The organism is Mesorhizobium sp. B2-7-1 (genome assembly GCF_006440735.1).
In the GTDB taxonomy this organism is placed as follows: Bacteria; Pseudomonadota; Alphaproteobacteria; order Rhizobiales; family Rhizobiaceae; genus Mesorhizobium.
In genome coordinates, this window is record NZ_VFUA01000073.1 from 1 (window position 1) to 24689 (window position 24689).

At 65.6% G+C, this 24689-nt stretch carries 29 protein-coding genes, 1 tRNA gene and 1 pseudogene; 20 read left to right on the plus strand and 11 right to left on the minus strand.

What is annotated here, in order from left to right; translation table 11 throughout:
- The 4 genes and pseudogenes from FJ471_RS23385 to FJ471_RS23400 all read left to right on the plus strand — a co-directional run.
- Window positions 1-346: pseudogene (locus FJ471_RS23385) on the plus strand (precorrin-3B synthase); the annotation flags it as partial.
- Window positions 347-979 (plus strand): precorrin-8X methylmutase, encoded by a 633-nt coding sequence (locus FJ471_RS23390; RefSeq protein WP_140807103.1) that lies wholly within the window; start codon window positions 347-349, stop codon window positions 977-979. It abuts the pseudogene before it with no gap.
- The gene (locus FJ471_RS23395; protein ID WP_140807104.1) at window positions 976-1725 is read left to right on the plus strand and encodes a precorrin-2 C(20)-methyltransferase; all 750 of its coding nucleotides are present in this window, start codon (window positions 976-978) and stop codon (window positions 1723-1725) included. The genes FJ471_RS23390 and FJ471_RS23395 overlap by 4 nt, the downstream gene beginning before the upstream one ends.
- On the plus strand, window positions 1722-2486 hold the full coding sequence (locus FJ471_RS23400) for a precorrin-3B C(17)-methyltransferase (RefSeq protein ID WP_140807105.1): 765 nt from the start codon (window positions 1722-1724) through the stop codon (window positions 2484-2486). The genes FJ471_RS23395 and FJ471_RS23400 overlap by 4 nt, the downstream gene beginning before the upstream one ends.
- On the opposite strand, the gene FJ471_RS23405 is transcribed toward FJ471_RS23400, so the two are convergent.
- Window positions 2450-3217 carry a cobalt-precorrin-6A reductase gene (locus FJ471_RS23405; protein WP_140807106.1) on the minus strand — a complete coding sequence of 256 codons (768 nt, stop codon included), beginning with the start codon at window positions 3215-3217 and terminating at the stop codon, window positions 2450-2452. The genes FJ471_RS23400 and FJ471_RS23405 overlap by 37 nt on opposite strands.
- 1 nt (window position 3218) lies before the next feature.
- Between FJ471_RS23405 and cbiE the strand changes: the two genes are divergently transcribed.
- The 8 genes from cbiE (at window position 3219) to FJ471_RS23445 (ending at window position 10028) form a co-directional block, all read left to right on the plus strand.
- Entirely contained in the window at window positions 3219-4460 is a 1242-nt protein-coding gene (gene cbiE, locus FJ471_RS23410; RefSeq protein WP_140807107.1) for a precorrin-6y C5,15-methyltransferase (decarboxylating) subunit CbiE, read from the plus strand.
- Window positions 4457-4843, plus strand: a complete 387-nt coding sequence (locus tag FJ471_RS23415; RefSeq protein WP_140807108.1) for a cobalamin biosynthesis protein — start codon at window positions 4457-4459, stop codon at window positions 4841-4843. The genes cbiE and FJ471_RS23415 overlap by 4 nt, the downstream gene beginning before the upstream one ends.
- A complete protein-coding gene (cobM, locus tag FJ471_RS23420) occupies window positions 4840-5604 on the plus strand; it encodes a precorrin-4 C(11)-methyltransferase (protein WP_140807109.1) in 765 nt (254 codons plus the stop codon). The genes FJ471_RS23415 and cobM overlap by 4 nt, the downstream gene beginning before the upstream one ends.
- On the plus strand, window positions 5601-6416 hold the full coding sequence (cobA, locus tag FJ471_RS23425) for a uroporphyrinogen-III C-methyltransferase (RefSeq protein WP_140807110.1): 816 nt from the start codon (window positions 5601-5603) through the stop codon (window positions 6414-6416). The genes cobM and cobA overlap by 4 nt, the downstream gene beginning before the upstream one ends.
- Window positions 6413-7729 (plus strand): cobyrinate a,c-diamide synthase, encoded by a 1317-nt coding sequence (locus FJ471_RS23430; RefSeq protein ID WP_140807111.1) that lies wholly within the window; start codon window positions 6413-6415, stop codon window positions 7727-7729. The genes cobA and FJ471_RS23430 overlap by 4 nt, the downstream gene beginning before the upstream one ends.
- The gene (gene cobS, locus FJ471_RS23435; protein ID WP_140807112.1) at window positions 7726-8493 is read left to right on the plus strand and encodes an adenosylcobinamide-GDP ribazoletransferase; all 768 of its coding nucleotides are present in this window, start codon (window positions 7726-7728) and stop codon (window positions 8491-8493) included. The genes FJ471_RS23430 and cobS overlap by 4 nt, the downstream gene beginning before the upstream one ends.
- A gap of 24 nt (window positions 8494-8517) precedes the next feature.
- Complete coding sequence (gene cobT / locus FJ471_RS23440; protein WP_140807113.1) at window positions 8518-9543, plus strand: nicotinate-nucleotide--dimethylbenzimidazole phosphoribosyltransferase; 1026 nt, start codon at window positions 8518-8520, stop codon at window positions 9541-9543.
- A gap of 224 nt (window positions 9544-9767) precedes the next feature.
- Window positions 9768-10028, plus strand: coding sequence for a hypothetical protein (locus tag FJ471_RS23445; RefSeq protein WP_140807114.1), 261 nt, complete (start codon window positions 9768-9770; stop codon window positions 10026-10028).
- Window positions 10029-10071: 43 nt separating this feature from the next.
- On the opposite strand, the gene FJ471_RS23450 is transcribed toward FJ471_RS23445, so the two are convergent.
- Window positions 10072-10147 (minus strand) — tRNA-Lys (locus FJ471_RS23450).
- Between the two features lie 106 nt (window positions 10148-10253).
- Window positions 10254-11156: a PhzF family phenazine biosynthesis protein gene (locus tag FJ471_RS23455; RefSeq protein ID WP_140807115.1), complete on the minus strand. Its 903-nt coding sequence runs from the start codon at window positions 11154-11156 to the stop codon at window positions 10254-10256.
- A gap of 131 nt (window positions 11157-11287) precedes the next feature.
- Here FJ471_RS23455 and FJ471_RS23460 point away from each other — a divergent pair, with 131 nt between their 5' ends.
- From FJ471_RS23460 to FJ471_RS23470, 3 genes are read left to right on the plus strand one after another with little or no spacing between them, the layout of a single operon-like run.
- Window positions 11288-12574 (plus strand): efflux RND transporter periplasmic adaptor subunit, encoded by a 1287-nt coding sequence (locus FJ471_RS23460; RefSeq protein WP_140807116.1) that lies wholly within the window; start codon window positions 11288-11290, stop codon window positions 12572-12574.
- Window positions 12575-12578: 4 nt separating this feature from the next.
- Window positions 12579-13286 carry an ABC transporter ATP-binding protein gene (locus FJ471_RS23465; RefSeq protein ID WP_140807117.1) on the plus strand — a complete coding sequence of 236 codons (708 nt, stop codon included), beginning with the start codon at window positions 12579-12581 and terminating at the stop codon, window positions 13284-13286.
- The gene (locus tag FJ471_RS23470; protein ID WP_140807118.1) at window positions 13283-14500 is read left to right on the plus strand and encodes an ABC transporter permease; all 1218 of its coding nucleotides are present in this window, start codon (window positions 13283-13285) and stop codon (window positions 14498-14500) included. The genes FJ471_RS23465 and FJ471_RS23470 overlap by 4 nt, the downstream gene beginning before the upstream one ends.
- Window positions 14501-14526: 26 nt before the next feature.
- On the opposite strand, the gene FJ471_RS23475 is transcribed toward FJ471_RS23470, so the two are convergent.
- Entirely contained in the window at window positions 14527-15003 is a 477-nt protein-coding gene (locus FJ471_RS23475; protein ID WP_140807119.1) for an Lrp/AsnC ligand binding domain-containing protein, read from the minus strand.
- Window positions 15004-15150: 147 nt separating this feature from the next.
- Here FJ471_RS23475 and FJ471_RS23480 point away from each other — a divergent pair, with 147 nt between their 5' ends.
- Entirely contained in the window at window positions 15151-16227 is a 1077-nt protein-coding gene (locus FJ471_RS23480) for a 1-aminocyclopropane-1-carboxylate deaminase (RefSeq protein WP_140807120.1), read from the plus strand.
- Window positions 16228-16256: 29 nt separating this feature from the next.
- Here FJ471_RS23480 and FJ471_RS23485 read toward each other — a convergent pair whose 3' ends face one another.
- Together FJ471_RS23485 and FJ471_RS23490 are read right to left on the minus strand one after the other, a co-directional pair.
- Window positions 16257-16982: a hypothetical protein gene (locus tag FJ471_RS23485; protein ID WP_140807137.1), complete on the minus strand. Its 726-nt coding sequence runs from the start codon at window positions 16980-16982 to the stop codon at window positions 16257-16259.
- A gap of 5 nt (window positions 16983-16987) precedes the next feature.
- On the minus strand, window positions 16988-18100 hold the full coding sequence (locus tag FJ471_RS23490) for an endonuclease/exonuclease/phosphatase family protein (protein ID WP_140807121.1): 1113 nt from the start codon (window positions 18098-18100) through the stop codon (window positions 16988-16990).
- 166 nt (window positions 18101-18266) lie between these two features.
- On the opposite strand from FJ471_RS23490, the gene FJ471_RS23495 reads away from it, so the two are divergent.
- Complete coding sequence (locus FJ471_RS23495) at window positions 18267-18830, plus strand: BA14K family protein (protein WP_140807122.1); 564 nt, start codon at window positions 18267-18269, stop codon at window positions 18828-18830.
- A 171-nt stretch (window positions 18831-19001) separates the two neighbouring features.
- On the plus strand, window positions 19002-19286 hold the full coding sequence (locus tag FJ471_RS23500; protein WP_140807123.1) for a PilZ domain-containing protein: 285 nt from the start codon (window positions 19002-19004) through the stop codon (window positions 19284-19286).
- An 86-nt stretch (window positions 19287-19372) separates the two neighbouring features.
- On the opposite strand, the gene ilvC is transcribed toward FJ471_RS23500, so the two are convergent.
- The 3 genes from ilvC to FJ471_RS23515 all read right to left on the minus strand — a co-directional run bounded on the left by ilvC (window position 19373) and on the right by FJ471_RS23515 (window position 21791).
- Window positions 19373-20392 carry a ketol-acid reductoisomerase gene (gene ilvC / locus FJ471_RS23505; RefSeq protein WP_140807124.1) on the minus strand — a complete coding sequence of 340 codons (1020 nt, stop codon included), beginning with the start codon at window positions 20390-20392 and terminating at the stop codon, window positions 19373-19375.
- Window positions 20393-20418: 26 nt separating this feature from the next.
- A complete protein-coding gene (locus tag FJ471_RS23510; protein WP_246684809.1) occupies window positions 20419-21069 on the minus strand; it encodes a TetR/AcrR family transcriptional regulator in 651 nt (216 codons plus the stop codon).
- Window positions 21070-21335: 266 nt separating this feature from the next.
- A complete protein-coding gene (locus FJ471_RS23515; protein ID WP_140807125.1) occupies window positions 21336-21791 on the minus strand; it encodes a MarR family winged helix-turn-helix transcriptional regulator in 456 nt (151 codons plus the stop codon).
- Between the two features lie 96 nt (window positions 21792-21887).
- Between FJ471_RS23515 and FJ471_RS23520 the strand changes: the two genes are divergently transcribed.
- Together FJ471_RS23520 and FJ471_RS23525 are read left to right on the plus strand one after the other, a co-directional pair.
- Window positions 21888-22193 carry a Rieske (2Fe-2S) protein gene (locus FJ471_RS23520; RefSeq protein WP_140807126.1) on the plus strand — a complete coding sequence of 102 codons (306 nt, stop codon included), beginning with the start codon at window positions 21888-21890 and terminating at the stop codon, window positions 22191-22193.
- A 1-nt stretch (window position 22194) separates the two neighbouring features.
- Window positions 22195-22914 carry a glutathione S-transferase family protein gene (locus tag FJ471_RS23525; RefSeq protein ID WP_181179684.1) on the plus strand — a complete coding sequence of 240 codons (720 nt, stop codon included), beginning with the start codon at window positions 22195-22197 and terminating at the stop codon, window positions 22912-22914.
- Here FJ471_RS23525 and FJ471_RS23530 read toward each other — a convergent pair.
- Both FJ471_RS23530 and FJ471_RS23535 read right to left on the minus strand, forming a co-directional pair.
- Complete coding sequence (locus FJ471_RS23530; protein WP_140807128.1) at window positions 22868-24097, minus strand: NAD(P)/FAD-dependent oxidoreductase; 1230 nt, start codon at window positions 24095-24097, stop codon at window positions 22868-22870. The two genes, FJ471_RS23525 and FJ471_RS23530, sit on opposite strands and share 47 nt — an antisense overlap.
- Window positions 24098-24180: 83 nt before the next feature.
- Window positions 24181-24591 carry a helix-turn-helix domain-containing protein gene (locus tag FJ471_RS23535; RefSeq protein WP_140807129.1) on the minus strand — a complete coding sequence of 137 codons (411 nt, stop codon included), beginning with the start codon at window positions 24589-24591 and terminating at the stop codon, window positions 24181-24183.
- Window positions 24592-24689 lie beyond the last annotated feature (98 nt).

Below are 24689 nucleotides of genomic sequence, written 5' to 3' on the forward strand. Positions count from 1 at the left end.
CGGCCGTATCGCCACCCGCGCCATCGCTGAAACGATCGCAAAGCAGAGCGCCGATCTCTTCGACGCTTCACTCACGCTGCACATTTCCGGCTGCGCCAAGGGCTGCGCGCACCCGGGCCCAGCGGCGCTCACCCTGGTGGGCGACGAAAACGGAGCCGGACTTGTCGTGGACGGGACGGCAAAGGCCCTTCCTGCCGCGTACAGGCCGGGCTATGACGCCGCGCGCGGGGTCGCCGGCATTGCGGCGGCGATCCACGGCGCACGACATCCAGGCGAGACCGCCGCTGCCTGCCTGGCAAGGCTTGGCGCGGCCGGCATCGCCGAACTCTATCGACGGAACCAGTGAATGGCGGCCTACGACTATATCCACGACGGCAACGCGATCTATGAGCGCTCTTTCGCCATCATCCGCGCCGAGGCGGACCTGTCGCGCTTCTCGGAAGCCGAAGCCGATGTCGCGATCCGGATGATCCATGCCTGCGGCCAGGTCGAAGCCGCCAGCCATTTTGTCTTCTCCGGCGATTTCGTCACCGCCGCTCGCGCCGCCCTTGCCGCCGGTGCGCCGATCTTCTGCGATGCCGAGATGGTCGCTCACGGCGTCACCCGCGCCCGCCTGCCCGCCGGCAACGAGGTGATCTGCACGCTGCGCGACCCGCGCACGCATGACATCGCCAGGGAAATCGGCAATACCCGCTCGGCCGCCGCGATCGACCTTTGGGGCGAGCGCATGGCGGGTTCCGTCGTCGCCATCGGCAACGCGCCGACCGCGCTTTTCTATCTGCTCGAAAAACTGCGCGCCGGCGCGCCGAAGCCGGCCGCGATCATCGGCATGCCAGTCGGCTTCGTCGGCGCCGCCGAATCCAAGGATGCGCTGGCCGAGAATTCCTATGGCGTGCCCTACGCCATCGTCCGCGGCAGGCTGGGCGGCAGCGCCATGACCGCCGCCGCGCTCAATTCATTGGCGAGGCCCGGCCTGTGAACGCCATCCTGAAAGGCCGTCTGGTCGGCGTCGGCACCGGCCCCGGCGATCCGGAGCTGCTGACGCTGAAAGCCGCGCGGGCGTTAGCTGAAGCGGATGTCGTCGCCTATTTCGCCAAGCGCGGCAACAACAGCAATGCGCGCGCCATCGTCGAGGCGCGCTTCCGGCCGGATATGATCGAGCTACCGCTGCTCTATCCGGTGACGACCGAGATCGACAAGGATCACGACGACTACCGCGCGCAGATCACCGATTTCTACGAGCATTCGGCCGAACAGGTCGCCGAGCATCTCGGCGCCGGCAGGATGGTGGCCGTGCTGTCGGAGGGCGATCCGCTGTTCTACGGCTCCTACATGCATCTGCATGTGCGCCTCGTGCACCGCTTCCCGACCGAGGTCATCCCCGGCATCACCGCCATGTCCGGCTGCTGGTCGCAGACCGGCCTGCCGATCGTCCAGGGCGACGACGTGCTGACCGTGCTGCCGGGCACGATGAGCGAGTTCGAACTGACTCGCCGCCTCGCCGACACCGATGCCGCCGTCATCATGAAGGTCGGTCGCAACCTGCCGAAAATCCGCCGCGCGCTTGAAGCGACCGGCAAGCTGGCCAAGGCCGTCTATGTCGAGCGCGGCACCATGGCGGGCAGCGTCTCGATGCGGCTCGCCGAAAAGCCGGACGACAAGGCGCCCTACTTCGCCATCGTGCTGGTCGCCGGCTGGTCGGCTCGCCCGGGGGCAAAGCCATGAGCGGCCGCCTTACTGTCATCGGCCTCGGACCCGGCAATGCCGATCAGGTCACGCCGCAGGCTGCCAATGCCGTCGCCGAGGCCACCTTGTTCTATGGCTACAAGCCCTATCTCGACCGGCTGGAGCTGCGGCCGGATCAGACCCGCATCGCCTCCGACAACCGCGAAGAGCTCGCCCGGTCCAACGAAGCACTGGCCAAGGCCGCCGAAGGCCACAGCGTCGCCGTCGTCTCCGGCGGCGATCCGGGCGTCTTCGCCATGGCCGCGGCCGTCTGCGAGGCGATCGAAGCCGGTCCCGCCGAATGGCGTGCGATCGATCTCGCCGTTGTTCCCGGCGTCACCGCCATGCTGGCGGTCGCCGCCCGCATCGGCGCGCCGCTCGGTCATGACTTCTGCGCCATCTCGCTCTCGGACAATCTGAAGCCGTGGGACCTGATTGAGCTGCGCCTGCTGGCGGCAGCCGGAGCCGGCTTCGTCATCGCGCTCTACAACCCGATCAGCAAGGCCCGCCCCTGGCAGCTCGGCCGCGCCTTCGAATGCCTCAAGGCGATCCTGCCCGGCACCACGCCGGTGATCTTCGGCCGCGCCGCCGGCCGGCCCGACGAGCGCATCGAGGTATTTCTGCTGGCGGACGCCGATGCGGCAAAGGCCGACATGTCGACCTGCATCATCATCGGTTCGCCCGAGACCCGCATTATCAGGCGTGATGAAAAGCCGGCGCTGGTCTACACGCCGCGTTCGGCAACGGGGTCGAAAAGATGATCGACCATCGCCGCCAGCGCATCGACGGTTTCGGCCGAGGGAACGCCCGGCAAGGTCGGACGGCGGATCATGACCACTTCGATGCCAAGCGCCCGCGCAGCAGTGATCTTGCCAAAGGTCGCCTCGCCGCCGCTGTTCTTGGAAACGATCGCGTCGATCCCGTGTTTTTCCAGCAGTGCCCGTTCGTCAGCCTCCGGGAACGGTCCACGCGCCAACAGGTAGAGCGCATCGGGCACGGCAAGCTTGGGCTCGACCGGATCGACGCTGCGGATCAGGTAGCGGTGCTGCGGCGCGGCCTCGAACGCGCCGGCCTCCTGCCTGCCAATCGCCAGAAAGACGCGACGCGGCGCCTCGCCAAGCGCTTTTGCCGCCTCAGCGGCATTGTCGGCCAGCGTCCAGCGATCGCCCGCGACAGGCTCCCATCCGGGACGGCGCAGCGCAAGGATCGGCACGCCAGCCTGCCTTGCCGCTTCAGCCGCATTGACCGAGATACGCGCAGCATAGGGATGCGTGGCGTCGATCAGCAGATCGACATGCTCCTCGCGAAGATAGGCAGCCAGTCCATCCACCCCGCCAAAGCCGCCGACACGCACGGGCACGCCTTGCGCCACCGGGCTTTCGGTGCGGCCGGCCAGCGACAGCGTGACCGAGGAATCCGCGCGACGGGCGAGCTTCCCGGCCAACTGCCGGGCTTCCGTCGTGCCGCCGAGGATCAGGATACGGTGGGTCATCATGCCTGCTAAGGGTCCGCGCGCCGCCGAGCCCGCCCAAAAGTGGCTCGCCATCGTCGGCATCGGCGAGGACGGTGTAGCGGGTCTCGGCGACGAGGCCAAGCAGCGCATCGCGCAGGCCGACGTCGTCTTTGGCGGCAAGCGGCATCTCGCTCTCGTCTCACCTCTGGCCAAGGGCGAAACCCGCTCCTGGCCGACGCCCTTCGACGCCGAAATGCGCGACGTGCTGGCGCTCAAGGGCAAGAAAATCTGTGTGTTGGCCTCCGGCGATCCGTTCTTCCATGGCGTCGGCGTCACGCTGGCGCGCAAGGTCAAGCCGGATGAGATGCTCGTCCTGCCGGCGCCTTCCTCTCTGTCGCTGGCCGCCTCCCGTCTCGGTTGGGCGCTGCAGGACGTCGAGACCATCTCACTGCACGGCCATTCGATCGACCTGATCCGGCCCCTGCTCCATCCCGGCGCGCGTATCCTGGCGCTTACCTCCGACGCCGACGCGCCGGTAGCCATCGCCGCACTGCTCAGCGAACTCGGCTTCGGCGCGTCGCGGCTGACGGTCCTTGAAGCGCTCGGCGGTGCCGATGAGGCGCATCGAACCTCCCGCGCCGATGCCTTCGATCTCAAAAACATCAACCCGCTCAACGTGCTGGCGCTCGAAATTGAATCGACGCCGGATGCGCGCGTTCTGCCCTTGACCACCGGCCTCGCCGATCACCTGTTCGAACATGACGGTCAGATCACCAAGCGCGAGATCCGCGCCGTCACGCTGTCGGCGCTGGCGCCGCGGCGCGGCGAGCTGCTGTGGGACATCGGCGCCGGTTCCGGTTCGATCGGCATCGAATGGATGCTGGCGCATCCTTCGCTGCGCGCCATTGCCATCGAAGCCAACAGCGAACGCGCCGACCGCATCGCCCGCAACGCCGCGCATTGCGGCGTGCCCGGTCTTGTCGTGGTCGAAGGCGCCGCGCCCAAGGCATTCGCCAAGCTCGAAACGCCGGATGCGATCTTCATCGGCGGCGGCGGCAGCGATGCCGGCGTGCTGGAGAAGGCGATCAAGGCGCTGCGTACCGGCGGCCGCCTCGTCGCCAATGCGGTGACGCTGGAGATGGAGGCGCTGCTGCTCGACCAGCACAACAGCCGCGGCGGCGATCTCACGCGCATCGCGCTGTCGCGCGCGGCCCCGGTCGGCTCCATGCAGGCCTGGCGATCGGCCATGCCTGTCACGCAGTGGAACTGGGTGAAGCCATGATGGTCGCGGGCATCGGCAGCCGGAAGGGCGTGAGCGTCGAAGAAGTGCTGGCGGCGATCGAGACCGCGCTTGAAGCGCATGGCTTCGCGATATCAGCGCTTTCGGCGCTGGCGACCGCCCCGCTCAAGAAGGATGAGGCGGCGATTGCCGCCGCCGGCCGCGCGCTCAACCTGCCGGTGGTCATTGCCGAAGACCAGGTCCTGCAGCTGGCCTCGCCGGGCGCTCGCAGCCGCTGCGATCTGTCGCAGAGCCGCGCTGGCACGCCGTCGGTTTCAGAGGCGTCGGCGCTTGCGGTTGCCGGGGCCGGTGCAAGACTGCTCGGACCTCGCACGGTGCTTGGCCCGGTCACCTGCGCCATCGCCATCAGCGGAGACGCGCCATGACGGTCCATTTCATCGGCGCCGGTCCGGGCGCTGCCGATCTCATCACGCTGCGCGGCGCGCGGCTGTTGGCCAGTTGCCCGGTCTGCCTCCATGCCGGCTCGATCGTCGCGCCGGAGCTGCTCGAGCATTGCGCGCCCGGCACCAAATTGATCGATACCGCGCCGATGTCGCTCGACGAGATCGAGGCCGAATATGTCGCCGCGCACAAGGCCGGCCAGGATGTCGCGCGCCTGCACTCCGGCGATCTTTCGGTGTGGAGCGCAGTCGCAGAGCAAATAAGGCGACTGGAAAAGCACGGCATCCCCTACACTTTGACCCCAGGCGTGCCCTCCTTCGCCGCGGCGGCGGCAGCACTGCGCCGTGAGCTCACTATCCCCGAGCTCGCGCAAAGCCTGGTGCTGACCCGCGTCTCCGGCCGCGCCTCGAAAATGCCGCCGGGCGAGACGCTGGCCGGCTTCGGCCGCACCGGCGCCACGCTTGCCATCCATCTTGCCATTCACGCCATCGACCGCGTCGTCGCCGATCTGACGCCGCTTTACGGCGCCGAATGCCCGGTCGCGGTCGTCTTCCGCGCCTCGTGGCCGGACGAACGCATCCTGACCGGCACGCTCGGCACTATCGAAGCGCAACTGGTGGAAAACCCTATGGAGCGCACAGCGATCATCTTCGTCGGCAGCGCTTTGGCCACCCAGGATTTCGGCGAAAGCTCACTCTACGACGCCCACTATCAGCGGCGTTTTCGCGGACGGGACGGATTGTGAACGGCAGCGCCAATACGAACGGACGGGCAAATATAGATCAGGCGCTGGCGCGACTGAACTTCAAGCCGCGCGAACTGGAACCCGGTCATGTCTGGCTGGCCGGCGCCGGCCCCGGCGACCCCGGCTGCCTGACGCTTGAGGTGCTGGCCGCGCTCGGACAATGCGACGCGCTGGTCTATGATGCGCTGGTCTCGCCCGATGTCGTGGCGGTCGCTCAAGGCGCGGACCTCTTCTACGCCGGGAAACGCGGCGGCCAGCCCTCGATGAAGCAGGACGACATCAACACACTCCTGGTACGGCTGGCGCGCGAGGGCCGCCGCGTGGTGCGGCTGAAAGGCGGCGACCCTTATATTTTCGGTCGTGGCGGCGAAGAGGCTTTGGCGCTCGCCGGCGAGAAAATTCCGTTCCGCGTGCTCTCAGGCCTGACCTCGGGCCTCAGCGCGCTTGCAGCTACAGACATCCCCGCCACCATGCGCGGCATAAACAAGGCCGTCATCCTCGCCACCGGCCATGCCGCCGGCACCGATGACGACATCGACTGGGCGGCGATCGCCCGCACCGGACAGCCGGTCGTCGTCTATATGGGCATGGCCCATCTGCCGGTGATCGCGGCAAAGCTGCTCGAAGGCGGCCTCGCGCCCTCGACACCCGCCGCGGTGATCGTCGCGGCAACCACGCCGCAGGAGCGCATCGTCGTCGCCACGCTCGCCACCATCGCCGAGGAGGCCGCGGCCGCCGGGCTAGCCTCCCCGGCGCTGATCGTCGTCGGCGGCATCGTCGCCATGCGCGCGGCACTGGCGGGCGAGATATGACGGCGCGGGCGATCATCATCGGCGCGCCGCGCTCCGGCTCGGGCAAGACCAGCGTCACCATCGGCCTGTTGCGCGCGCTTGCCCGGCGCGGGTTGAAGGTGCGCGGCGCGAAGTCCGGCCCGGACTATATCGATCCGGGCTTCCATACCGCTGCTACCGGCCTGTCCGGCGTCAATCTCGACAGCTGGGCGATGTCGCCTTCCCTGCTCAACGCGCTGGCGTTCCAAGCGGCGGACGACGCCGAATACATCATCCTCGAAAGCGCGATGGGCCTGTTCGACGGCATCCCCGCGCCGGAAGGTCGCTCCGGCTCGGCCGCCGATCTTGCGCGGCTCTACGGCCTCCCTGTGCTTCTGGTGCTCGACGTTTCCGGACAGTCGACCACGGCGGCGGCGGTGGCCAAGGGTTTTGCCACCTACGATCCCGACGTGCGCATGGCCGGCGTCGTGCTCAATCGCCTCGGCAGCGAACGCCATCGCCGCCTGTCGGGCGACGCCATCGAAGCGATCGGCCTGCCCGTGGTCGGCGCCATCCTGCGCGATCCGACGCTCAACCTGCCGGAGCGCCATCTCGGCCTCGTCCAGGCCGGCGAGTACGAGAACCTGATGGCGCATCTCGATCGGCTGGCCGACATGGTCGAGAAATCGCTCGACATCGACACCATCCTGGCGCTGGCGACCCCGCTGGAACCGACCCCCGGCGACTTCGGCGATGCGCTGCAGCCGCCTGGACAGCGCATCGCGCTGGCGCAGGACGCCGCCTTCACCTTCCTCTATCCGCATGTCGCCTCGTACTGGCGCAAGGCAGGCGCCGAGATCGTGCCCTTTTCGCCGCTTGCCGACGAAGCGCCGGGCCAAGATTGCGATGTCTGCTGGCTCCCCGGCGGCTATCCGGAACTCCATGCCGGCAAGCTCGCGGCCGCCGACAATTTGCAGAAGGGAATGGCGCGCTTTGCGGCGACGAAGCCGGTTCATGGCGAGTGCGGCGGCTTCATGGTGCTGGGCGAAGGGCTGGAAGACGCGGAGGGGACAAGCCACAGGATGCTGGGCCTGCTTGGCCATTCGACCAGCTTCGCCAGGCGCAAGATGAACCTCGGCTATCGCGAGGCGCGGCTGCGCGCCGCCTGCCCGCTGGGGCCGGAAGGCACGCTGATCCGCGGCCATGAATTCCACTACGCGCAGATGACCGCCTCGGGCAATGACGAGCCACTGGCCGACCTTGCCGACGGCCAGGGCAATCCGCTCGGCGCCTCCGGCTACCGGCGCAGCCATGTCAGCGGCACTTTCTTCCATGCCATAGCGAGGGGCGCATGAGCGGCCCCTCCGCACCCCGGCAAGTGCTTGACGATATCGGCCTCAGCCTCGTCTTCTTCACTAGGCTGAGGTTGCCATCGAGCGACTTCGGCGGCCGCAGCCTGGCGGATGCGATTTGGGCCGCACCATTCGCCGGCCTCGCGGTGGCGATCATCGGCGCGCTCGTCTATGCCATCGCCACTGCTCTCGGCCTCGCCACCGGGCCGGCCGCCGCACTTGCGCTTGCCGCGACGATGCTCGTCACCGGCTGCCTGCACGAGGACGGGCTTTCCGATATCGCTGATGGCTTTTGGGGCGGCAGGACGCGCGACAGGAAGCTGGAGATCATGCGCGACAGCCGCATCGGCGCCTATGGCGCGGCAGCGCTTGGCATCTCGCTGCTGATCCGCTGGAGCGCGCTGTCGCAACTGGCTGGGCCGGGCCATGTCTTCCTGGCGCTGCTCGCCGCGCATGCCGCCTCGCGCGGTCTGTTCGGCGCCTTCATGCACCTTCTGCCCCCGGCCCGCGCCGATGGTCTGTCGGCGGGCGCTGGCTCCGTCACCACCGAAACCGCTGTTATCGGCGCAGCGCTTGGTGCCGTGGCACTATTGGCGCTCGGCCTTGGCGGCGCGATCGCCGCCCTCATCCTGCTCGGCCTGATCTTTGCGGCCTTCCGCGCGCTTTGCCTCAGCCAGATCGGCGGCCAGACCGGCGACACGATCGGCGCGCTGCAGCAGCTCGGTGAGATCGCGGTGCTGCTCGTCGCATCCGTTTGCCTTTCCTGATTCTCTTTCGGAGACCTTGCCCCCATGTCCCCCCAATCAACGTCCTTCAAATCCCTCGAAGACCTGCGTGCCGCCTGCCTCGACCTTTCCGCCGGCAGCGACACCGCGGCAGCAGCCGTTGCCCGCCGCCAGGACACGCTTACTAAGCCGCCGGGCAGCCTGGGCCGGCTGGAAACGATCGCCGCCTGGCTGGCGCGCTGGCAGGGCCGCGACATGCCGAAGCTCGATGCGGTGAAGGTTTTCGTCTTCGCCGGCAATCACGGCGTCACCGCGCAGGGCGTGTCGGCCTATCCTTCGGAAGTCACCGTGCAGATGGTGGCGAATTTCGCGGGCGGCGGCGCTGCCATAAACCAGCTCGCCCGCATCGCCGGCGCCAAGCTCGACGTCATCCCGTTCGATCTCGATCACCCGACCGACGATTTCACGCAGGTTCCGGCGATGGACGAAAAGGCTTTCCTCGCCGCCGTCTCGGCCGGCTACGACGCCGTGACCAAGGATCTCGACCTCGTTTGCTTCGGCGAGATGGGCATCGGCAACACCACCCCTGCGGCGGCGATCTCGACCGCGCTGTTCGGCGGCGGCGCTGAAAAATGGACGGGGCGCGGCACCGGTGTCGACGATGCCGGGCTGCAGCGCAAGGTCGTGGCCATCGAGGCAGGCCTCAAGCGCCATGCCGATTCGCTCTCCGACCCGCTGAAGATCGCCGCGGCCCTTGGCGGACGTGAGCTGGCGGCCATCCTCGGCGCCACGCTCGCCGCGCGCAAGAACAACGTGCCGGTGCTGCTCGACGGCTTCGTCTGCACCGCGGCTGTCGCGCCGCTGGCCAGGCTGCACCCGACCGGCCTTGCCCACACCGTCGCCGCCCACGTCTCGGCCGAAGCCGGTCACCGCCGCCTGCTCGAATCACTCGGCCTGCCACCGCTGCTCGATCTTGGCATGCGGCTCGGCGAAGGCTCCGGCGCCTGCCTTGCCGTCAACATCGTGCGCTCGGCGCTGGAATGCCATGCCAGGATGGCAAGCTTCGCCGAGGCCGGCGTTTCGGAAAAATAAAAATCGGTCGAAATTTCAACACTGTTGAAACATCGAAATAACGTCATCTCGGTTATTCCATGGAACGTATATGTCTCATGGGAGATCGATCGATGTATTTGAAATATCTAATATCTTCTGCGATTCTTGTTTCCGCAGCTTCGCCGGCCTTGTCTCAGGATCAATATGTTCGCCCGCTTCGCCCCGGTGAAGACGGGTCGGCCAGGATCCAGTCGTCGATCTCGATGACCTTTCCGGTCAAGGATGACGACGACGCTGCCGCGCAGCAGCAGGTCGCGCTTCGCTCCTTCTACAAGATCGCTGCAGGCAGTTGCGCCATGGTGCTCGAGACCGTCGCCGATACATGCGAGATTGCCGGCATGAGCACCAATCTCAATGCCAGGGACCGCAACACAGGCGGTTACGGCGGATCGCAGCTCACGGTGAGCGGTCAGATCACGATGAAGGTCAAGTTCAAGGCGAGCCTCGGCAAGACGGCGCCGTAGGCGCCGCTCTTGCGGTCAACTTCGTTGTTTTGATGAGAAGATTTGGTGGGTGTGCACAGGATCGAACTGTGGACCCGCTGATTAAGAGTCAGCTGCTCTACCAACTGAGCTACACACCCACACCGCCGGAAAAACCAGCGTCGGCGGCGCATATAGCCGCCGCTTTCGGGGATGTCCAGCCCTGCCGGGATCATTTCCCGACAAATCGCCTAAGTGCCGCACCCATCAAACAAAAAGCTGGCCTTCAGCCACCTTGATCGCATGGCCGCCGATGCGCGCGGAGGCCAGCTTTCCAGCTTCGACATTGAGCTCGAGCCGGATGCGCGACGGCCTGCCCATTTCCAGCCCCTGCTCGATCCAGAGCTGCGAGATGCCGTCGGTCGGAGCGTCGAAATGCATGATTGCGCCGGCAAAGGCCGCCGCGGCCGAACCGGTCGCGGGATCTTCATAGGAAGGCGTGCCGGGCACGATCATGCGCACGTGGAAGGCGCTGTCGTGATGGACCCGCTCGCGGCAATAGACATAGGGGCTGGCGAAGGCCCACTCGCTCTTGCGTGGTGCCAATTCCGACCACGCCTGGTCGTCCAGCCTGATCTTGGCCGCCTCTTCCAAACCGGCAACCGGGATCGTCACATAAGGCACGCCGGCCGACCAGAAGGCGACGCGGTGATTCTCGAAGCCGATCTCGTGCGGGGCAAGGCCGAGCGCCGCGCCGATTGCTTCGGGATCGGCCTTGAGCTCCAGCGGTTCCGGCAGTTTCGCCAGATCGAACTCGGCGAAGGTCGAGCCGTCATGCTTGCTCACCGCGCAGCGCACCGGCCCGATATTCTCCTCCAGCACGAAGATGCCGGCCGCCTCGCCGGCGAGCTCGGCCAGCGCGATCGCCGAGCCGACCGTCGGATGCCCCGCAAAAGGCATTTCATAGTCGGGCGTGAAGATGCGGATACGGTTGCGGTGCTTCGGATTGTCGGGAGGCAGCACGAACACCGTCTCGGAAAGATTGAATTCGCGCGCGATAGCCTGCATGCCGGCAGTGTCGAGCCCATCGCTGTCGAGCACCACCGCGAGCGGATTTCCGGCCAGCCTTTCGGTGGTAAACACATCGTAAAGCAAGTAATTGCGCGCCATGGAGAAGACCTTTCGCCTCGCCCCGAATTTCTGCCTCAATCCCAACATGAGGGAAATTTAATTTGAAATTCGAACCTTAAGGCCTGATTTGTGCCGGATAGGGACATCAATTTTCAGCATAGGGGTCCGGCGTGGACCAGCTTGTCAATCCGCCAAATGCGGAATCCGGTACTTCCATAGAGGCAGCGCTCGGGCTCGACCGCAAGGGCTTGAGCCGCAAGCGCCGCCGCTTCTGGCGCTACGCGCTGCTGGCGATAGCGATCGTCGCGGCCGGCATTGTCCTCTATCGATGGTATGCCGCAGCGCCCCCCAGGATCGAATACACCGCCGTGCCCGCGGCGATCGCCGACCTCACGGTCGAGGTATCCGCCACCGGCACGCTGCAGCCGCTGACCCAGGTCGACATCTCCAGCGAGCTTTCCGGCATCGTCCGCTCGGTCGCGGCCGCAGAGAACCAGCAGGTCAAGAAAGGCGACGTGCTGGCGACGCTCGACACCGCCAAGCTGGAGGTCCAGATCGAGCGCGCCACTGCCTCCGCCAAGGCGGCGGCCGCGTCCGTCGAGGACGCCAAGGTGACCTTGCAGGAAAACGAGAACGCGGTTGTGCGCGCCAGCGCGCTAACCAAGCGCGGCATGGCGACGGACCAGTCGCTCGAAGCGGCGACCGCGACGCGCGATCGCTCGAAGGCGGCGCTCGACAGTGCCGAAGCCAATCTCGCCATCGCCCAGGCCGACCTCAAGGCACAGCAGACCGATCTGGCGAAAAGCACCATCTATGCGCCGATCGACGGCATCGTGCTGACGCGCTCGGTCGATCCCGGCCAGACGGTCGCGTCCTCGCTGCAGGCGCCGGTGCTCTTCGTCATCGCCGCCGACCTGAGGAACATGGAATTGCAGGCCGCGGTCGACGAGGCCGATATCGGCGCGGTGAAGCCCGGCCAGCATGCCCGCTTCACCGTCGACGCTTTCCCGGACCGGCCGTTCGACGCCGAGATCCGCGACATCTCCTACGCTTCGGTCACCACCGACGGCGTCGTCACCTACAATGCGCGGCTTGAAGTCGATAATGGCGAGCTTCTGCTCAGGCCAGGGATGACGGCGACGGTCTCGGTCGTCACGAGGCAGGCCAAGGGCGTGCTCACCGTTCCCTCGACGGCCTTCCGCTATCGCCCGATGCAACAGCAGGCGCGCGGCTGGAGCCTGCGCGACCTCTTCACCGGCCGCATGGGCCGCCCCAACCGGCAGCGCGAGGCGACGAAGGCGCCGGCCGACGGCTCGCGCACGCTTTATGTGCTGGAGAACGGCCGGCCGCGTCCGGTCAATGTCAGGATCGGCTCGACCGACGGCGAGTTGACCGAGATCACGTCAGGCCTCGACGAGGGCGCGCAAGTCATCACCGGCGCGCAGCAGCGGAGCTGACGACATGTCGGCTCCCATGCTCATCACCTTCGACAAGGTCTGGAAAAGCTATGGCGAGGGCGAGGCCCGCGTGCACGCGCTGGCCGGCGTCGATCTCGCGATCCGGCGTGGCGAATTCGTCGCCATCATGGGTCCTTCCGGCTCGGGCAAGTCGACGGCCATGAACATCATCGGCTGCCTCGATACGCCGACGGCCGGAACCTACTCCTTCATGGGCGTCGATGCCGGCCGCCTCGACCGCAACCGCCGCGCGCTTTTGCGCAATCTCTATGTCGGCTTCGTCTTCCAGGGCTACAATCTCCTGCCGCGCACCACGGCGGCGGAAAATGTCGAGCTGCCGCTGATCTATCGCGGCGTCGCCGCGCGCGAACGTCGCGAGCTGGCCATGCAGGCGCTGGCCGAGGTCGGGCTTGTCGGGCGCGAGCACCACACCCCGGCCGAGCTCTCGGGCGGCCAGCAGCAGCGCGTGGCGATCGCCCGCGCCATCGTCACCAGGCCGACGCTGCTCGTCGCCGACGAACCGACCGGCAATCTCGACACCGCGCGCACGCATGAGATCATGGAGCTGTTGACCAGGCTCAACGCCGGGCTCGGGCTTTCCATCGTCATGGTCACGCATGAAGCCGATGTTGCGGACTATGCCGGCCGCACCATCCGTTTCCTCGACGGCCATGTCGCCTCCGATACCTTGAAGGCGGAGGAAGCGGCATGATCTGGGAGACCGTCCGCCTCTCGCTGCGCTCGATCCGCCGCAACGTGCTGCGCTCGTTCCTGACGCTGCTTGGCATCGTCATCGGCGTCGCGGCCGTCATCGCCATGCTCACCATCGGCTCCGGCACGACGGAGAAGGTCAAGGCCGATATCTCGAAGCTCGGCAGCAACCTTCTCGTCGTACGCGCCGGCCGGCCAGCAGGCCCCGGCGGACCGGGAGGCCTCGACCAGGCGGTGCGGCCGCTGGCCGAAAAGGATATCACCGCGCTCGACGCGCATCTGAGCGGCGCGCGCGCCATTTCGCCGGCGTCGCAAAAACAGGTCCGCGTCATCTTCGGCACCGAAAGCCTGACGTCGGGCGTGACCGGCACCGACAGCGCTTATCTGGATGCCCGCGACTGGAAACTGGTGTCGGGTCGTCCCTTCAGCGATTCCGAAACGCGTGCCGGCGCCGGTGTCTGCCTGATCGGCGAAACCGTGCGCCAGCAATTCTTCGGCGCTGGCGATCCGGAGGGCGAGATCATCCGCGTCAACCGTACCTCCTGCAAGATCATCGGCCTGCTCGAGCCGAAGGGCTATACCGGCTTCGGCCAGGACCAGGACAATGTCGTGCTGATGCCGCTGCACGCCTATCAGCGCCGCATCGCCGGCAACCGCGACATCGACAACATCTATATCGCCGCCGACGACCGCACGCCGACCACCGAGCTGCAGCCGCGCGTCGAGGACATCTTGCGCGACACGCGCCGCATCACGCCCGACCGCGATCCCGATTTCGCCATCCGCGACATGACCCAGATCGCCGACGCGATGACCAGCGCCACCACCACCATGACCGGCATGCTCGGGGCCGTCGCCGGCGTCAGCCTCCTGGTCGGCGGCATCGGCATCATGAACATCATGCTGGTCTCGGTCACCGAGCGCACACGCGAGATCGGCATCAGGCTGGCGATCGGCGCGCATGAAAAACACATCCTCATCCAGTTCCTGGTCGAGGCGACCGTGCTCTCACTGCTTGGCGGCATCATTGGCATCCTGATCGGCCTGTCGCTGGCCGGCCTCGCCTCGATGGCGCTGACAATACCTTTTGCGCCGAGCCCGGCCGTCATCCTGCTCGCTGTCGGCTTTTCGGCGCTGATCGGCATGGTGTTCGGCTTCTTCCCGGCGCTGCGCGGCGCCAGGCTCGACCCGATCGACGCGCTGCGGCACGAGTAGGGCGCCGCCCCCTTGGCTGCGGACCATCAAAACGGCAGCCGCGCGTTCTCCTTGACCTCCTTCATGACGAAGAAGGTCCTGGTTTGCCGAACGCCAGGCAGCGCGATCAGCTTCTGGCCATGCAGCTTGTTGAAATCCGCCATGTCGCGCACGCGTATCTTCAACAGATAGTCGAAGTCGCCGGCCACCAGATTGCAGTCCAAGACCTCCTTGAGCTTGAGGGCGGCATCCTCGAAAGCGGCGAAGCTTTCGGGTGTCGAGCGGTCGAGCACGACGCCGACCATGACCAGCGCGCCGAGCCCGACCGCGGCCGGCGCGATCTCCGCCCTGACCCCGGTGATGTAGCCTTCTTCGAACAGGCGTTGCGTGCGCCGGTGGCATGTGGCGGCGCTGACATTCACGCGGGCCGCGAGCTCCGCGTTGGTCAGCCGCCCCTCGGCCTGAAGCGCCCGCAGGATCTTGATGTCGATGCGATCAAAAGTCTGGTCGGAAGATTCTTCCATCTTTGCCTGCTTCTATGGACGATTGAACTAAATGTAGCGCATCTCGTTGCAAAGATGCAAAAAAGCTGAGGCCTCTTCGAGAGCACCTTTCGCCCCAGTTCGTCTATTCTCTGGGCATCGAAAAACGAACACGGCGGAGGCAACTCGATGTCACTTCTCGACAAGTTTGAACGGTATCCGCTGACCTTTGGCCCGACGCCGATCGAGCATCTGCCGCGCCTCAGCGCGGCGCTCGGCGGAAAAGTGCAGGTCTACGCCAAGCGTGACGATTGCAATTCCGGGCTGGCCATGGGCGGCAACAAATTGCGCAAGCTCGAATACATCGTGCCCGATGCGATTGCGTCCGGCGCCGACACGCTGGTGTCGATCGGCGGCGTGCAATCGAACCACACCCGCATGGTCGCCGCGACGGCTGCCAAGATCGGCATGAAATGCGTGGTCATCCAGGAGAAATGGGTGCCGCACTACGATGCGGTCTATGACCGGGTCGGCAACATCTTGCTGACGCGGCTGATGGGCGCCGACAGCCGGCTGGTCGAAGACGGTTTCGACATCGGCATCCGCAAAAGCTGGCAGGATGCGATCCAGTCGGTGAAGGACGCGGGCGGCAGGCCCTATCCTATTCCCGCCGGCGCCTCGGTGCACAAGTTCGGCGGTCTAGGCTATGTCGGCTTTGCCGAGGAGATCGCCAGGCAGGAGAGCGAACTCGGCTTTGCCTTCGACTACATCATCGTCTGCGTCGTGACCGGCTCGACGCAGGCCGGCATGATCGTCGGCTTCGCCGCGCAAAATCGCGCCGACCGGGTGATCGGCATCGACGCCTCCGGCACGCTCGACCAGACCCGCGCGCAGGTTCGCCGCATAGTCGACGACACCGCCGCTCTCATCGGGCTGGGCCGCGCCGTGCGCGAGGACGAGATCGTCATCAATCCCGACTATGCCTATCCCGCCTATGGCGTTCCGTCTGAACAGACGAATGACGCGATCCGGCTGGCGGCCCGAACCGAAGCGATGATCACCGACCCGGTCTACGAGGGAAAGTCGATGCAGGGGCTGATCGATCTGACCAGGAAAGGCTTCTTCCCGGAGGGATCGAGAATTCTCTATGCGCATCTCGGCGGCGCACCGGCCATCAACGGCTACAGCTATTATTACAAAGATGACGGCGGCCCGCGGAAAGGCGCGCCGCATGACCGCGACGCGCTGCCGCCGCTCTTTCCATAGGGCGCACCCGCCGGCACCGATGCCGCAGGTCAGGAAACCTTGCTGCCGTCGGCGAAATGCCACTCGATCAGCGGCTTCATGTGGGGCATCAAGCCGTCGGGCAGATCGGCGGCACTACGGATGATGACCGGGCCTTCGATCTCCGGGTCCGTCTCGGTGGCGACGAAGGCGCTGATGCGCCGCGCCAGATCGTCGGCCGTTTCGGCCACGCGGTAGCGACGGAAGATCACCGTGCCGCTCGGCGTCGACAGCGCGTGATAGCGCTGTCCGCGTTCGGCCGTCGAAAGATCGAGCCCTGTCTCCTCCCCCACCTCGCGGATCATGTTGAAGTCGACATCGACCAGCCCCTCGCGAAAGTCGATCGGCTCGAACGAGCCGGCGGCGAAATAGACGCGGCCGGCATTGACCGTGCGCGGCCCCATGCGGATCGCCACCAGCGCATTGTCGCCGGCCACCAGCACGGCGTGCGCATAGGCGTGCTCGGCGCCGGAATTCTCGCGCCGCTTGCGCCACAGCAGGAACGTGGAATAGTTCACGGCATGGCAGCGGCCGACGAGGCGATTGTCTCGATAAGCAAGTTCGGAAAGCAGCACCACGGTGCCGTCGAACAGCGCCGGATTGGCCGCAATTTCCTGCCGCCAGTTCTCGGCGATCGCCTCTGCGTTGCCCAGTACGAAGGGATGCGGGCCGGGATCGAGGCGGACGTCGACCGCATCGACCGGCAGGATGACGTTGCGCGGCAGGTCGAAACTCAAGATGGTCACGCCATGTCCAGGGTGATCGCCACCGGACAGTGATCGGAGGCCTTTGGCCTGTCCCAGCCGGCGCGCGGGAAACGCTCGACCTCCTGTCCGGGCGGAAAGATGGTGCGCCAGGGCTGACCGTTGCGGATGATATCGGGAACGGCGGTGGCGTTCTTCGCGGCCAGCGCCTTCGACAGCAGGATATAGTCGAGCTGGCAGAGATGCCGCTCCTCCGGGCCGCGCGTGTGGTAGAAGCTCCAGCGGTCCATCTCCGGCCGCCGCTCGACGACATTTTCGCAAAAGCCGCCGGCGGTAAGCACATCGATCGAGGACCGGGCTTCGTCGACAACCTCGAAACGGTAGCCGTCGATGGTGTCGCCATCGATCTTCACACGCTGCCGATAATCGTTCATGTCGCCGCAGACCGCCCAACGCTTGTCGGCGGCGTGGTCCTTGCCGAAACGCTCCTCGATGATGCGGCGCACCGCCTGCGCCTCGGCAATGCGCAGCGGCATTGACGCCTGGCGGCCGTCCAGCCCGTTGCGCGGCGGACCCATCGATTTGAAATGCACGAGGTAGAGCGTCAACGGCGCGCCGCCGACCCGCAGGTCGATCTCCAGGCAGTCACGGCGAAAGATACGCTCATTGGCGAGGTAGCCGAGCGTGGCAAGTTCCGGCGTGAACAGCCCGAACTGCTCGAAGGTGACATAGGCGTGGCTGGTCATGCGCACGAACTCGATCGGCTGCCCCTGTGCGGTCTCGTTGCGCATCATCACGGCGACATCGATGCCGCGCGTGTCGTTGCCGGCGGTGGTGTATTTCTGCCGGTAGCCCTGCCCGACCATCTTGAACAGATAGCCGTATTCGAAGGCCTTCAGTGCCTCGATATTGTCGACCTCTTGCATGCAGATGACGTCCGCGCGGGTGGCCGCGATGGCGAGCGCCGTCAACTGGCGGGTGTCGTCGGACTGGGCGATCGCGCGGGCCTGCTCGAGGATGCGGTATTCCGCCTCGCTCTGGATGTCGAACAGCGCCAGCGTGCGGTCTTCATTGAGCTGGTTGCGGTAGCCCGAGAAATCGAACCTGTTCATCAGGTTCTCGACATTGAAGGTGGCGAGGCGCAGCGACATGGCCGTGACCTTTGCCTGCAAGCGATGGCGAAAACAAGGGCCACGCCAATGCTCGTCATGGTTGATGGAACCTTTCCGTTCATCCCCCGTTCAGACGGAAAGTTCCAACAATGTGCCTTTCCCCGGGGTGTGCTGGGCGTGGGGCCTTTACTCCTTGGAGAGTGAGATGAAACCGCTTTTTTCTTCCCTGAGATCCGGGCTCCTGGCCCTGGGCCTCGTTGCCGGCGTGACGGCGCCATCGGTCGCCGGTCCGATCCTGCAGCCCGATCTCGGCGTCGCAACGAACACCGTCGCGCCGAATATTATTCCCGTGCGCGAGGGCTGGGCCGGCAACAACAACGGCGGCAGCTTCCAGGATTGGCGCTGGCGTAACCGCGGCGGCGACTTCAGATGGCGTGGCGGCGATCGTCGCTTCTCGCGCCACTGGGACGGCGGCGGCGACTGGCGCTGGCGGCACCACCACCGCCGCCACTTCCGTGGCGGCGACGCGGCGATCCTTGGGCTGGGCCTCGGCCTGGGCTTGGGCAGTGCCTATGGCAACTACTATGATCCCTATCAGTACGATTACTACCCGCGCTACGCTCAGCCGCGGCGCATTTACCGGACCGAGCGGCTCTCCAGCGCGCATGTCCGGTGGTGCTACGACCGCTACCGGTCGTATCGCGCCTGGGACAATACTTTCCAGCCCAACTATGGCCCACGCAAGCAATGCTGGTCGCCCTATAGGTGAGCGGCCGCCAGCACAGACATAAAAACGGCGCCCTTCGCGGCGCCGTTTTTATTTTGCGGCAACTGTGGCTACGATAGGCGATAACCCTAAATTTATCGGCGGCTTCTATTCAGCCATGCCAATGTCCCGACACGACGATTCGCGCGAACAGGGTGCGAGGACGTGCCCGCCATGGCCGAAAACGAACACAGAAACCAACACAGGCAACGCGTGCTTAAGGGCGCCGCAATCCTGACCGGCATCAACAATTCCGAAGTGAAATGCGCGGTGCGCAACATGCATTCGAAGGGCGCGGAGTTGAAAGTGCCGATCGACGCACGCGTGCCGGACGAATTCCTGCTCTATGTGCCGGTCGACGGGATCGGCTACAAGGCGGTGGTGCGCTGGCGCCGCGAGGATCGCATCGGCGTCGAGTTCACCGGCACTGAGCCCAAGCCGCACTGGCACTACGGCTGAGCAGCACCAATTGGCTTGCCTGGCAAAGAAAGAGGGCCGACGGATCGCTCCGCCGGCCCTTGTCAGATGCATACGGAAGTCGAGAATTAATTTTTCGCCTTGTCGACCAGCTTGTTCTTGGCGATCCACGGCATCATCGCGCGCAGCTTCGCACCGACTTCCTCGATCTGGTGGCTGTCGTTGTTGCGGCGGATGCCCTTGAAGCGCGACAGACCGGCGCGATATTCCTGCATCCATTCCGAGGTGAACTTGCCGGTCTGGATGTCCTTCAGGATGCGCTTCATCTCGGCCTTGGTGTCGGCGGTGATGATGCGCGGACCCGAGACATACTCGCCCCACTCGGCGGTGTTCGAAATCGAGTAGTTCATGTTGGCGATGCCGCCCTCATAGATCAGGTCGACGATCAGCTTCACTTCGTGCAGGCACTCGAAATAGGCCATTTCCGGCGCGTAGCCGGCTTCCACCAGCGTCTCGAAGCCGGCACGGATCAGCTCGACCAGGCCGCCGCACAGCACAACCTGCTCGCCGAACAGGTCGGTCTCGCATTCCTCGCGGAAATTGGTCTCGATGATGCCTGAACGACCGCCGCCGACGCCACAGGCGTACGACAGAGCGAGGTCGAGCGCATTGCCCGAAGCGTCCTGGTTGACGGCGACCAGGCACGGCACGCCGCCGCCCTTCTGGTATTCGCCGCGCACGGTGTGGCCCGGGCCCTTCGGCGCGATCATGACGACGTCGACCGAAGCCTTGGGCTCGATCAGGCCGAAATGCACGTTGAGGCCGTGCGCGAAGGCGATCGCGGCGCCGTCGCGGATGTTCGGCGCGATCTCGTTTTTGTAGATATCGGCCTGCAATTCGTCGGGCGTCGCCATCATCATCAGGTCGGCCCATTTGGCGGCGTCGGCCACGCTCATGACCTTGAGGCCGTCGGCCTCGACCTTCTTGGCGGTGGCGGAACCGGCCTTGAGACCGATGGCGATCTCCTTGGCGCCGGAATCCTTGAGGTTGAGCGCATGCGCCCGGCCCTGGCTGCCATAGCCGATGATGGCGACCTTCTTGCCCTTGATCAGATTGAGATCGGCGTCACGATCGTAATAGACACGCATGTTGGTCTTCCTTCCCGTTTTGAAAATCAGGGGCTTTGCAGCCGGTTGTTTGCTCCGAAGAGAGCGAGAAACTGCTGCGTCGCGCGGCGGGCGTCGCCGCCGATCGCCGCCTCAGTCGATTCCACCCGGTCGCCGAGCAGCAGACGGATCTGCACGTCGCGGCCGACCAGGCCGAAAAAGGTCCGGAACGCCGTCTCGGCGTCCTCGAAATCGAGCAGCCCGGCCTGCCGGCCTGCTTCAAGCACCGGCTTCAGCCGCTTGGCAAGCGCGAACCGGCCATTCTGCAGCACGATCGCGCCGAGATCGTCCTTGCCGGAACCGGCATGGCTGACTGCCACACGGTTCAGCGCGATCGAAGTGTCGCTGGAGATAACCTTCAGCCAATCCGAAGCGAAACGCTCCAGGCTCGCCGTGAGCGAACCGATATCCAGTCTTTCACGATCGATAGCCGCCACACGCACCTTGGACGCCTGCCACTGCACCGTCGCAGTCAGCAGGCCATCGCGGTCGCCGAACCATTTGTAGAGCGTTTCCTTGGAACAGCTTGCCCGCCGCGCCACCGCCGTCATGGTCAGGTTGTCGCCCTCCTCGACCAACAGGCGGAGCGCCGCGTCGAGAACGGCCTGCTGCCGCTCGGTGAGCGCTTCGCTCGTATCGATCTCCGCTGGCTGCAACACCGCTGTTCCCAATTCCGAATGCGTATTCAAGGCGTACCGTACGTTACGGTTCGGCTTATGGCGCATTCCGGTTTCCGATGCAAGGGGCCATTGTCGAAAATCAGGACGGCAGGGGCGGAAGAAGACCTCGCAATAGGTTCCCCCAACACACCGGTCGTATGTTTGTGTTGGCAGGTCACACACCTTGGAGAGTGGGCGTTTCGGCCAATCTCCAAGGCCTCCCCCCTGCCAACGCTGACAACCGGTCAAATCCCCGTGCTGGGGAACTAAGCGCTGGTCGGCGGATCCCGCAGCCGCCCGAGCAGGCTGGCCAATGTCTTCAGGTCCTGGACTGAAAGCCTGTCGCCCAATCGCTCGGCGATGGAAGCGCCATAGATCGCCCAGATGCGGCGGCGCATCTCACGCCCGCTTGCCGTGATGCGAACGGTCTGCCCGCGGCCATCGTCGGACACAGGCAGCTTTTCAATCAGGCCATCCACTTCCAGCCGGGCCAGCAGCCTCGAGACGCTATACTGCGCCAACAGCACGCGATCGGTCAGCTCGAACGGCCGAAGGCCCCCCTCGCCCGCTTCGGCAAGCTCGTGCAGCACGTCGTACCAGGCGAGCGGCGGCAAGCCGTTTGCCTTCAGCGCATCCTCGGTCCTTTCGACCAATTGGCGCGAGACGCGCACGAGGCGCGCCCAGGCGGCGATGGCTTCGGGTGATGGGGATTTCTTCGTCATCGGCGCAGCCTATTGGATAGATGCAATTGCATCAAGCTTGACGATCGATGCATCTGCATTCATATAGATGCAATTGCATCGACAAGGAACTCTCCGATGAAATATGAAATCTGCAAGATCGCCGATGTCCCGCAGACCGGCAGCCTGATCGCGCCCTTCTTCGGCCGTGAGGTCCATGTCTGGCGCAGCGGCGAGCGCATCCGCGCCGCGGCCAATGTCTGCCTGCATTTCGGCGGACCGCTGGACTGCAAGGACGGTGCATTCGTCTGCCAGTGGCATGGCGCGAAATTCGACATGGATAACGGCGAACGTCTCGAAGGGCCGGCGCCGAAGGGCTCGCGCCTGTTGTTCCTGTCGACCCGCATTGAAGACGGCGCGCTCAACTATGTCTGGGGAGAGTGAAATGACCGCAAGGCTCACCCTGGTCAGCCATCATTTGTGCCCCTACGTCCAGCGCGCCGCGATCTCGCTTGCCGAGAAAGGCGTGGCGTTCGAGCGGGTCCATGTCGACCTTTCCAACAAGCCGGAATGGTTCAAGGTCGTCTCGCCGCTCGGCAAGGTACCGCTGCTCCGCGTCCGGCATGACCATCCGGAGGAAGTGATTTTCGAATCCGCCGTCATCCTCGAATTCCTCGAGGAGACCGAGGCCAATCCCTTGCACCCGGCCGATCCGCTGGCGCGAGCCAGGCATCGCGCCTGGATCGAATTCGGCTCGGCCATCCTCAACGCCATCGGCCGCCTCTATTCCGCTGCCGACGAGGTCGCTTTCCTCCATGAAAGCAGAGGTTTGTCCGACATGTTTTCACGTCTGGAAGCAGAACTATCGGCAAGGCAAAGCGGTTCGTGGTTCGCCGGCGAGCGCTTCTCGCTGGTCGATGCGGTCTACGGGCCGATCTTCCGCTATTTCGACACCTTCGACCGTATCGGCGATTTCGGTATCCTCGACGGCAAGCCGCTCGTCCAGGCCTGGCGCGCGGCCTTGAGCAGGCGGCAATCGGTCAAGGAGGCGGTCAGCGCGGACTATCCGCAGCGGCTGCATGCCTTCCTGCTGGCAAAAAGATCCTACATGTCCGGGGTCATTCGGCTGCAGGCCATTGCAGTTCCGCAAGCCCGATCCGCCTGAACGGGTCGATCACGGTTCCGGCGACCATGGCGGCGAGGAACTGCGGCCCCGGCGGGATCCTCGCCAGTGCCGCCACCATGCGGTCGCGGATAAAGGGCAGGGCCGCGGAGTCCGACTGGTAGAACGGGGTCAGCGACAGCGACAGCGCCTGGAAGACGCGCACATGCCAACGGCGCGCGCTCGCATAGGTCTCCAGCGCGTGCTCGACGCTTTTCGCTTGCGCCAGCGCGTGGCTGAGCGCCGCCGCGTCGAGCAGCGCCATGTTCGCGCCTTGCCCGAGTTGCGGGCTGGTCGAATGCGCGGCATCGCCGATGACGGCAAGCCGCCAGCCGGCCGGCGGCGTCATCGTGTGATGGCCGTAGCGGGCGAGCGAGAGCTGCTCGAAACTGTCGATCTGGCTGGTGAAGGCCTCGCACTCAGGCCACACCGAAACCACCCTCGCCTTCCAGGCACCCAGCCCCTTCGCCTTCACCTGTTCCGCGTCGGCCGGCTTGAGGCTCCAGAAGAAAGCCGCCATGTCTTCCGCGCCCCGCTCCGGCCGGCCGATCGGCAGCACGCCGACCATGACGCTTGCCTTGTCGTAGCGCTGCAGCAGCGCGCGTTTGTCGAAGCCGTCCCGCCAGCCGAGCGACGCCCAGAATGCGCCATAGGCAAGCGGCCGCGGCATTGCGGCATCGCCGAGATAATGCCGCAGCTTCGAACGAGCGCCGCTGGCATCGACGATGAGGTCGAACGGCCCGAGCCGCCCGCCGTCGCCGCAGACGAGCATCGCGCGCTCAGCCGTCTCCAGCGTCTCGACCTCGACATTGGTTTCGATGGCGATCGCTTCGCGCAAGGCGGCGCGGTAGAGCACCCCGAACAGCGCCGCACGATGCACGGCGAGGCCGAAGCGGCGGCCGCGCCGCGCGTCGTAGCGGACTTCGAGCACCGTGCGGCCGCTGCCGGCGTCGGTGCCGTGCAGCCGCTCGATGCGGCTGCCCAGCGACAGGATCTCGTCGAGCAGACCGAGATCGGCAAGCACGGTCAGCCCGGTCGGCTGCAGGATAAGGCCGGAGCCGACCGGCTTCGGCACATCGAAGCGCTCGAAAACGGTGACCTTGTGCCCGGCCTGCTTGAGGTAAAGCGCTGCCGCCAGCCCGGCCGGACCAGCGCCTGCAATCGCGATCTCGTAAGACTTGCCCATCGCCCCCCAACCCGAACCGGCGGGGACAATCCCGCGTGGAACGCGCCGGATCAATCGGGCGCTTTGACGCTTGTAGCGGGAAATCAGTCTTGGGTGGCGTTGAAGGCGGCGCGCGCGTCGCGCACCGCGTCATGATTGAGTTCGGCCCATTGGACGAGATGATAGAGCGGGTCGAACATCGATCGTCCGAGATCGGTCAGGCTGTATTCGACGCTCGGCGGCTTGGTCGGGAACACTTCGCGATGCACATAGCCGTCGCGCTGCAGGTCGTGGAGCGTTTGAGTCAGCATGCGCTGCGAAATGTCGGGAACCAGCCGGCGCAGCTCGCCAAAGCGATAGGGCTTCTCCGCCAGCGCCATGACCAGCAGCGAGCTCCATTTGCCGCTGATGCCCTGGATGACGTCGCGGACCGGGCAGTCGGCGAAATTGGCGCCATTCGTCATGGCCTTATAGACCTCGAGCTTGGCTTTCAGATTGAAGATCTTGCTGTCCATGGCGACATCCGCTGATCGAAAACTCGGCCACCCAGGTGGTTCCCCGGCTGTGCCTACCTCCCGAAAAACTGCCTTCTTTACGGCTCGAGGTCAATTCC

Coding starts and splice junctions, on each gene's coding strand:
- FJ471_RS23390 (WP_140807103.1), top strand. CDS start 347: ATGGCGGCCTACGACTATATCCACGACGGCAACGCGATCTATGAGCGC.
- FJ471_RS23400 (WP_140807105.1), top strand. CDS start 1,722: ATGAGCGGCCGCCTTACTGTCATCGGCCTCGGACCCGGCAATGCCGAT.
- FJ471_RS23405 (WP_140807106.1), bottom strand. CDS start 3,217: ATGACCCACCGTATCCTGATCCTCGGCGGCACGACGGAAGCCCGGCAG.
- cbiE (WP_140807107.1), top strand. CDS start 3,219: ATGCCTGCTAAGGGTCCGCGCGCCGCCGAGCCCGCCCAAAAGTGGCTC.
- FJ471_RS23415 (WP_140807108.1), top strand. CDS start 4,457: ATGATGGTCGCGGGCATCGGCAGCCGGAAGGGCGTGAGCGTCGAAGAA.
- cobM (WP_140807109.1), top strand. CDS start 4,840: ATGACGGTCCATTTCATCGGCGCCGGTCCGGGCGCTGCCGATCTCATC.
- FJ471_RS23430 (WP_140807111.1), top strand. CDS start 6,413: ATGACGGCGCGGGCGATCATCATCGGCGCGCCGCGCTCCGGCTCGGGC.
- cobS (WP_140807112.1), top strand. CDS start 7,726: ATGAGCGGCCCCTCCGCACCCCGGCAAGTGCTTGACGATATCGGCCTC.
- cobT (WP_140807113.1), top strand. CDS start 8,518: ATGTCCCCCCAATCAACGTCCTTCAAATCCCTCGAAGACCTGCGTGCC.
- FJ471_RS23445 (WP_140807114.1), top strand. CDS start 9,768: ATGACCTTTCCGGTCAAGGATGACGACGACGCTGCCGCGCAGCAGCAG.
- FJ471_RS23455 (WP_140807115.1), bottom strand. CDS start 11,156: ATGGCGCGCAATTACTTGCTTTACGATGTGTTTACCACCGAAAGGCTG.
- FJ471_RS23465 (WP_140807117.1), top strand. CDS start 12,579: ATGTCGGCTCCCATGCTCATCACCTTCGACAAGGTCTGGAAAAGCTAT.
- FJ471_RS23470 (WP_140807118.1), top strand. CDS start 13,283: ATGATCTGGGAGACCGTCCGCCTCTCGCTGCGCTCGATCCGCCGCAAC.
- FJ471_RS23475 (WP_140807119.1), bottom strand. CDS start 15,003: ATGGAAGAATCTTCCGACCAGACTTTTGATCGCATCGACATCAAGATC.
- FJ471_RS23480 (WP_140807120.1), top strand. CDS start 15,151: ATGTCACTTCTCGACAAGTTTGAACGGTATCCGCTGACCTTTGGCCCG.
- FJ471_RS23490 (WP_140807121.1), bottom strand. CDS start 18,100: ATGTCGCTGCGCCTCGCCACCTTCAATGTCGAGAACCTGATGAACAGG.
- FJ471_RS23495 (WP_140807122.1), top strand. CDS start 18,267: ATGAAACCGCTTTTTTCTTCCCTGAGATCCGGGCTCCTGGCCCTGGGC.
- FJ471_RS23500 (WP_140807123.1), top strand. CDS start 19,002: ATGGCCGAAAACGAACACAGAAACCAACACAGGCAACGCGTGCTTAAG.
- ilvC (WP_140807124.1), bottom strand. CDS start 20,392: ATGCGTGTCTATTACGATCGTGACGCCGATCTCAATCTGATCAAGGGC.
- FJ471_RS23515 (WP_140807125.1), bottom strand. CDS start 21,791: ATGACGAAGAAATCCCCATCACCCGAAGCCATCGCCGCCTGGGCGCGC.
- FJ471_RS23520 (WP_140807126.1), top strand. CDS start 21,888: ATGAAATATGAAATCTGCAAGATCGCCGATGTCCCGCAGACCGGCAGC.
- FJ471_RS23525 (WP_181179684.1), top strand. CDS start 22,195: ATGACCGCAAGGCTCACCCTGGTCAGCCATCATTTGTGCCCCTACGTC.
- FJ471_RS23530 (WP_140807128.1), bottom strand. CDS start 24,097: ATGGGCAAGTCTTACGAGATCGCGATTGCAGGCGCTGGTCCGGCCGGG.
- FJ471_RS23535 (WP_140807129.1), bottom strand. CDS start 24,591: ATGGACAGCAAGATCTTCAATCTGAAAGCCAAGCTCGAGGTCTATAAG.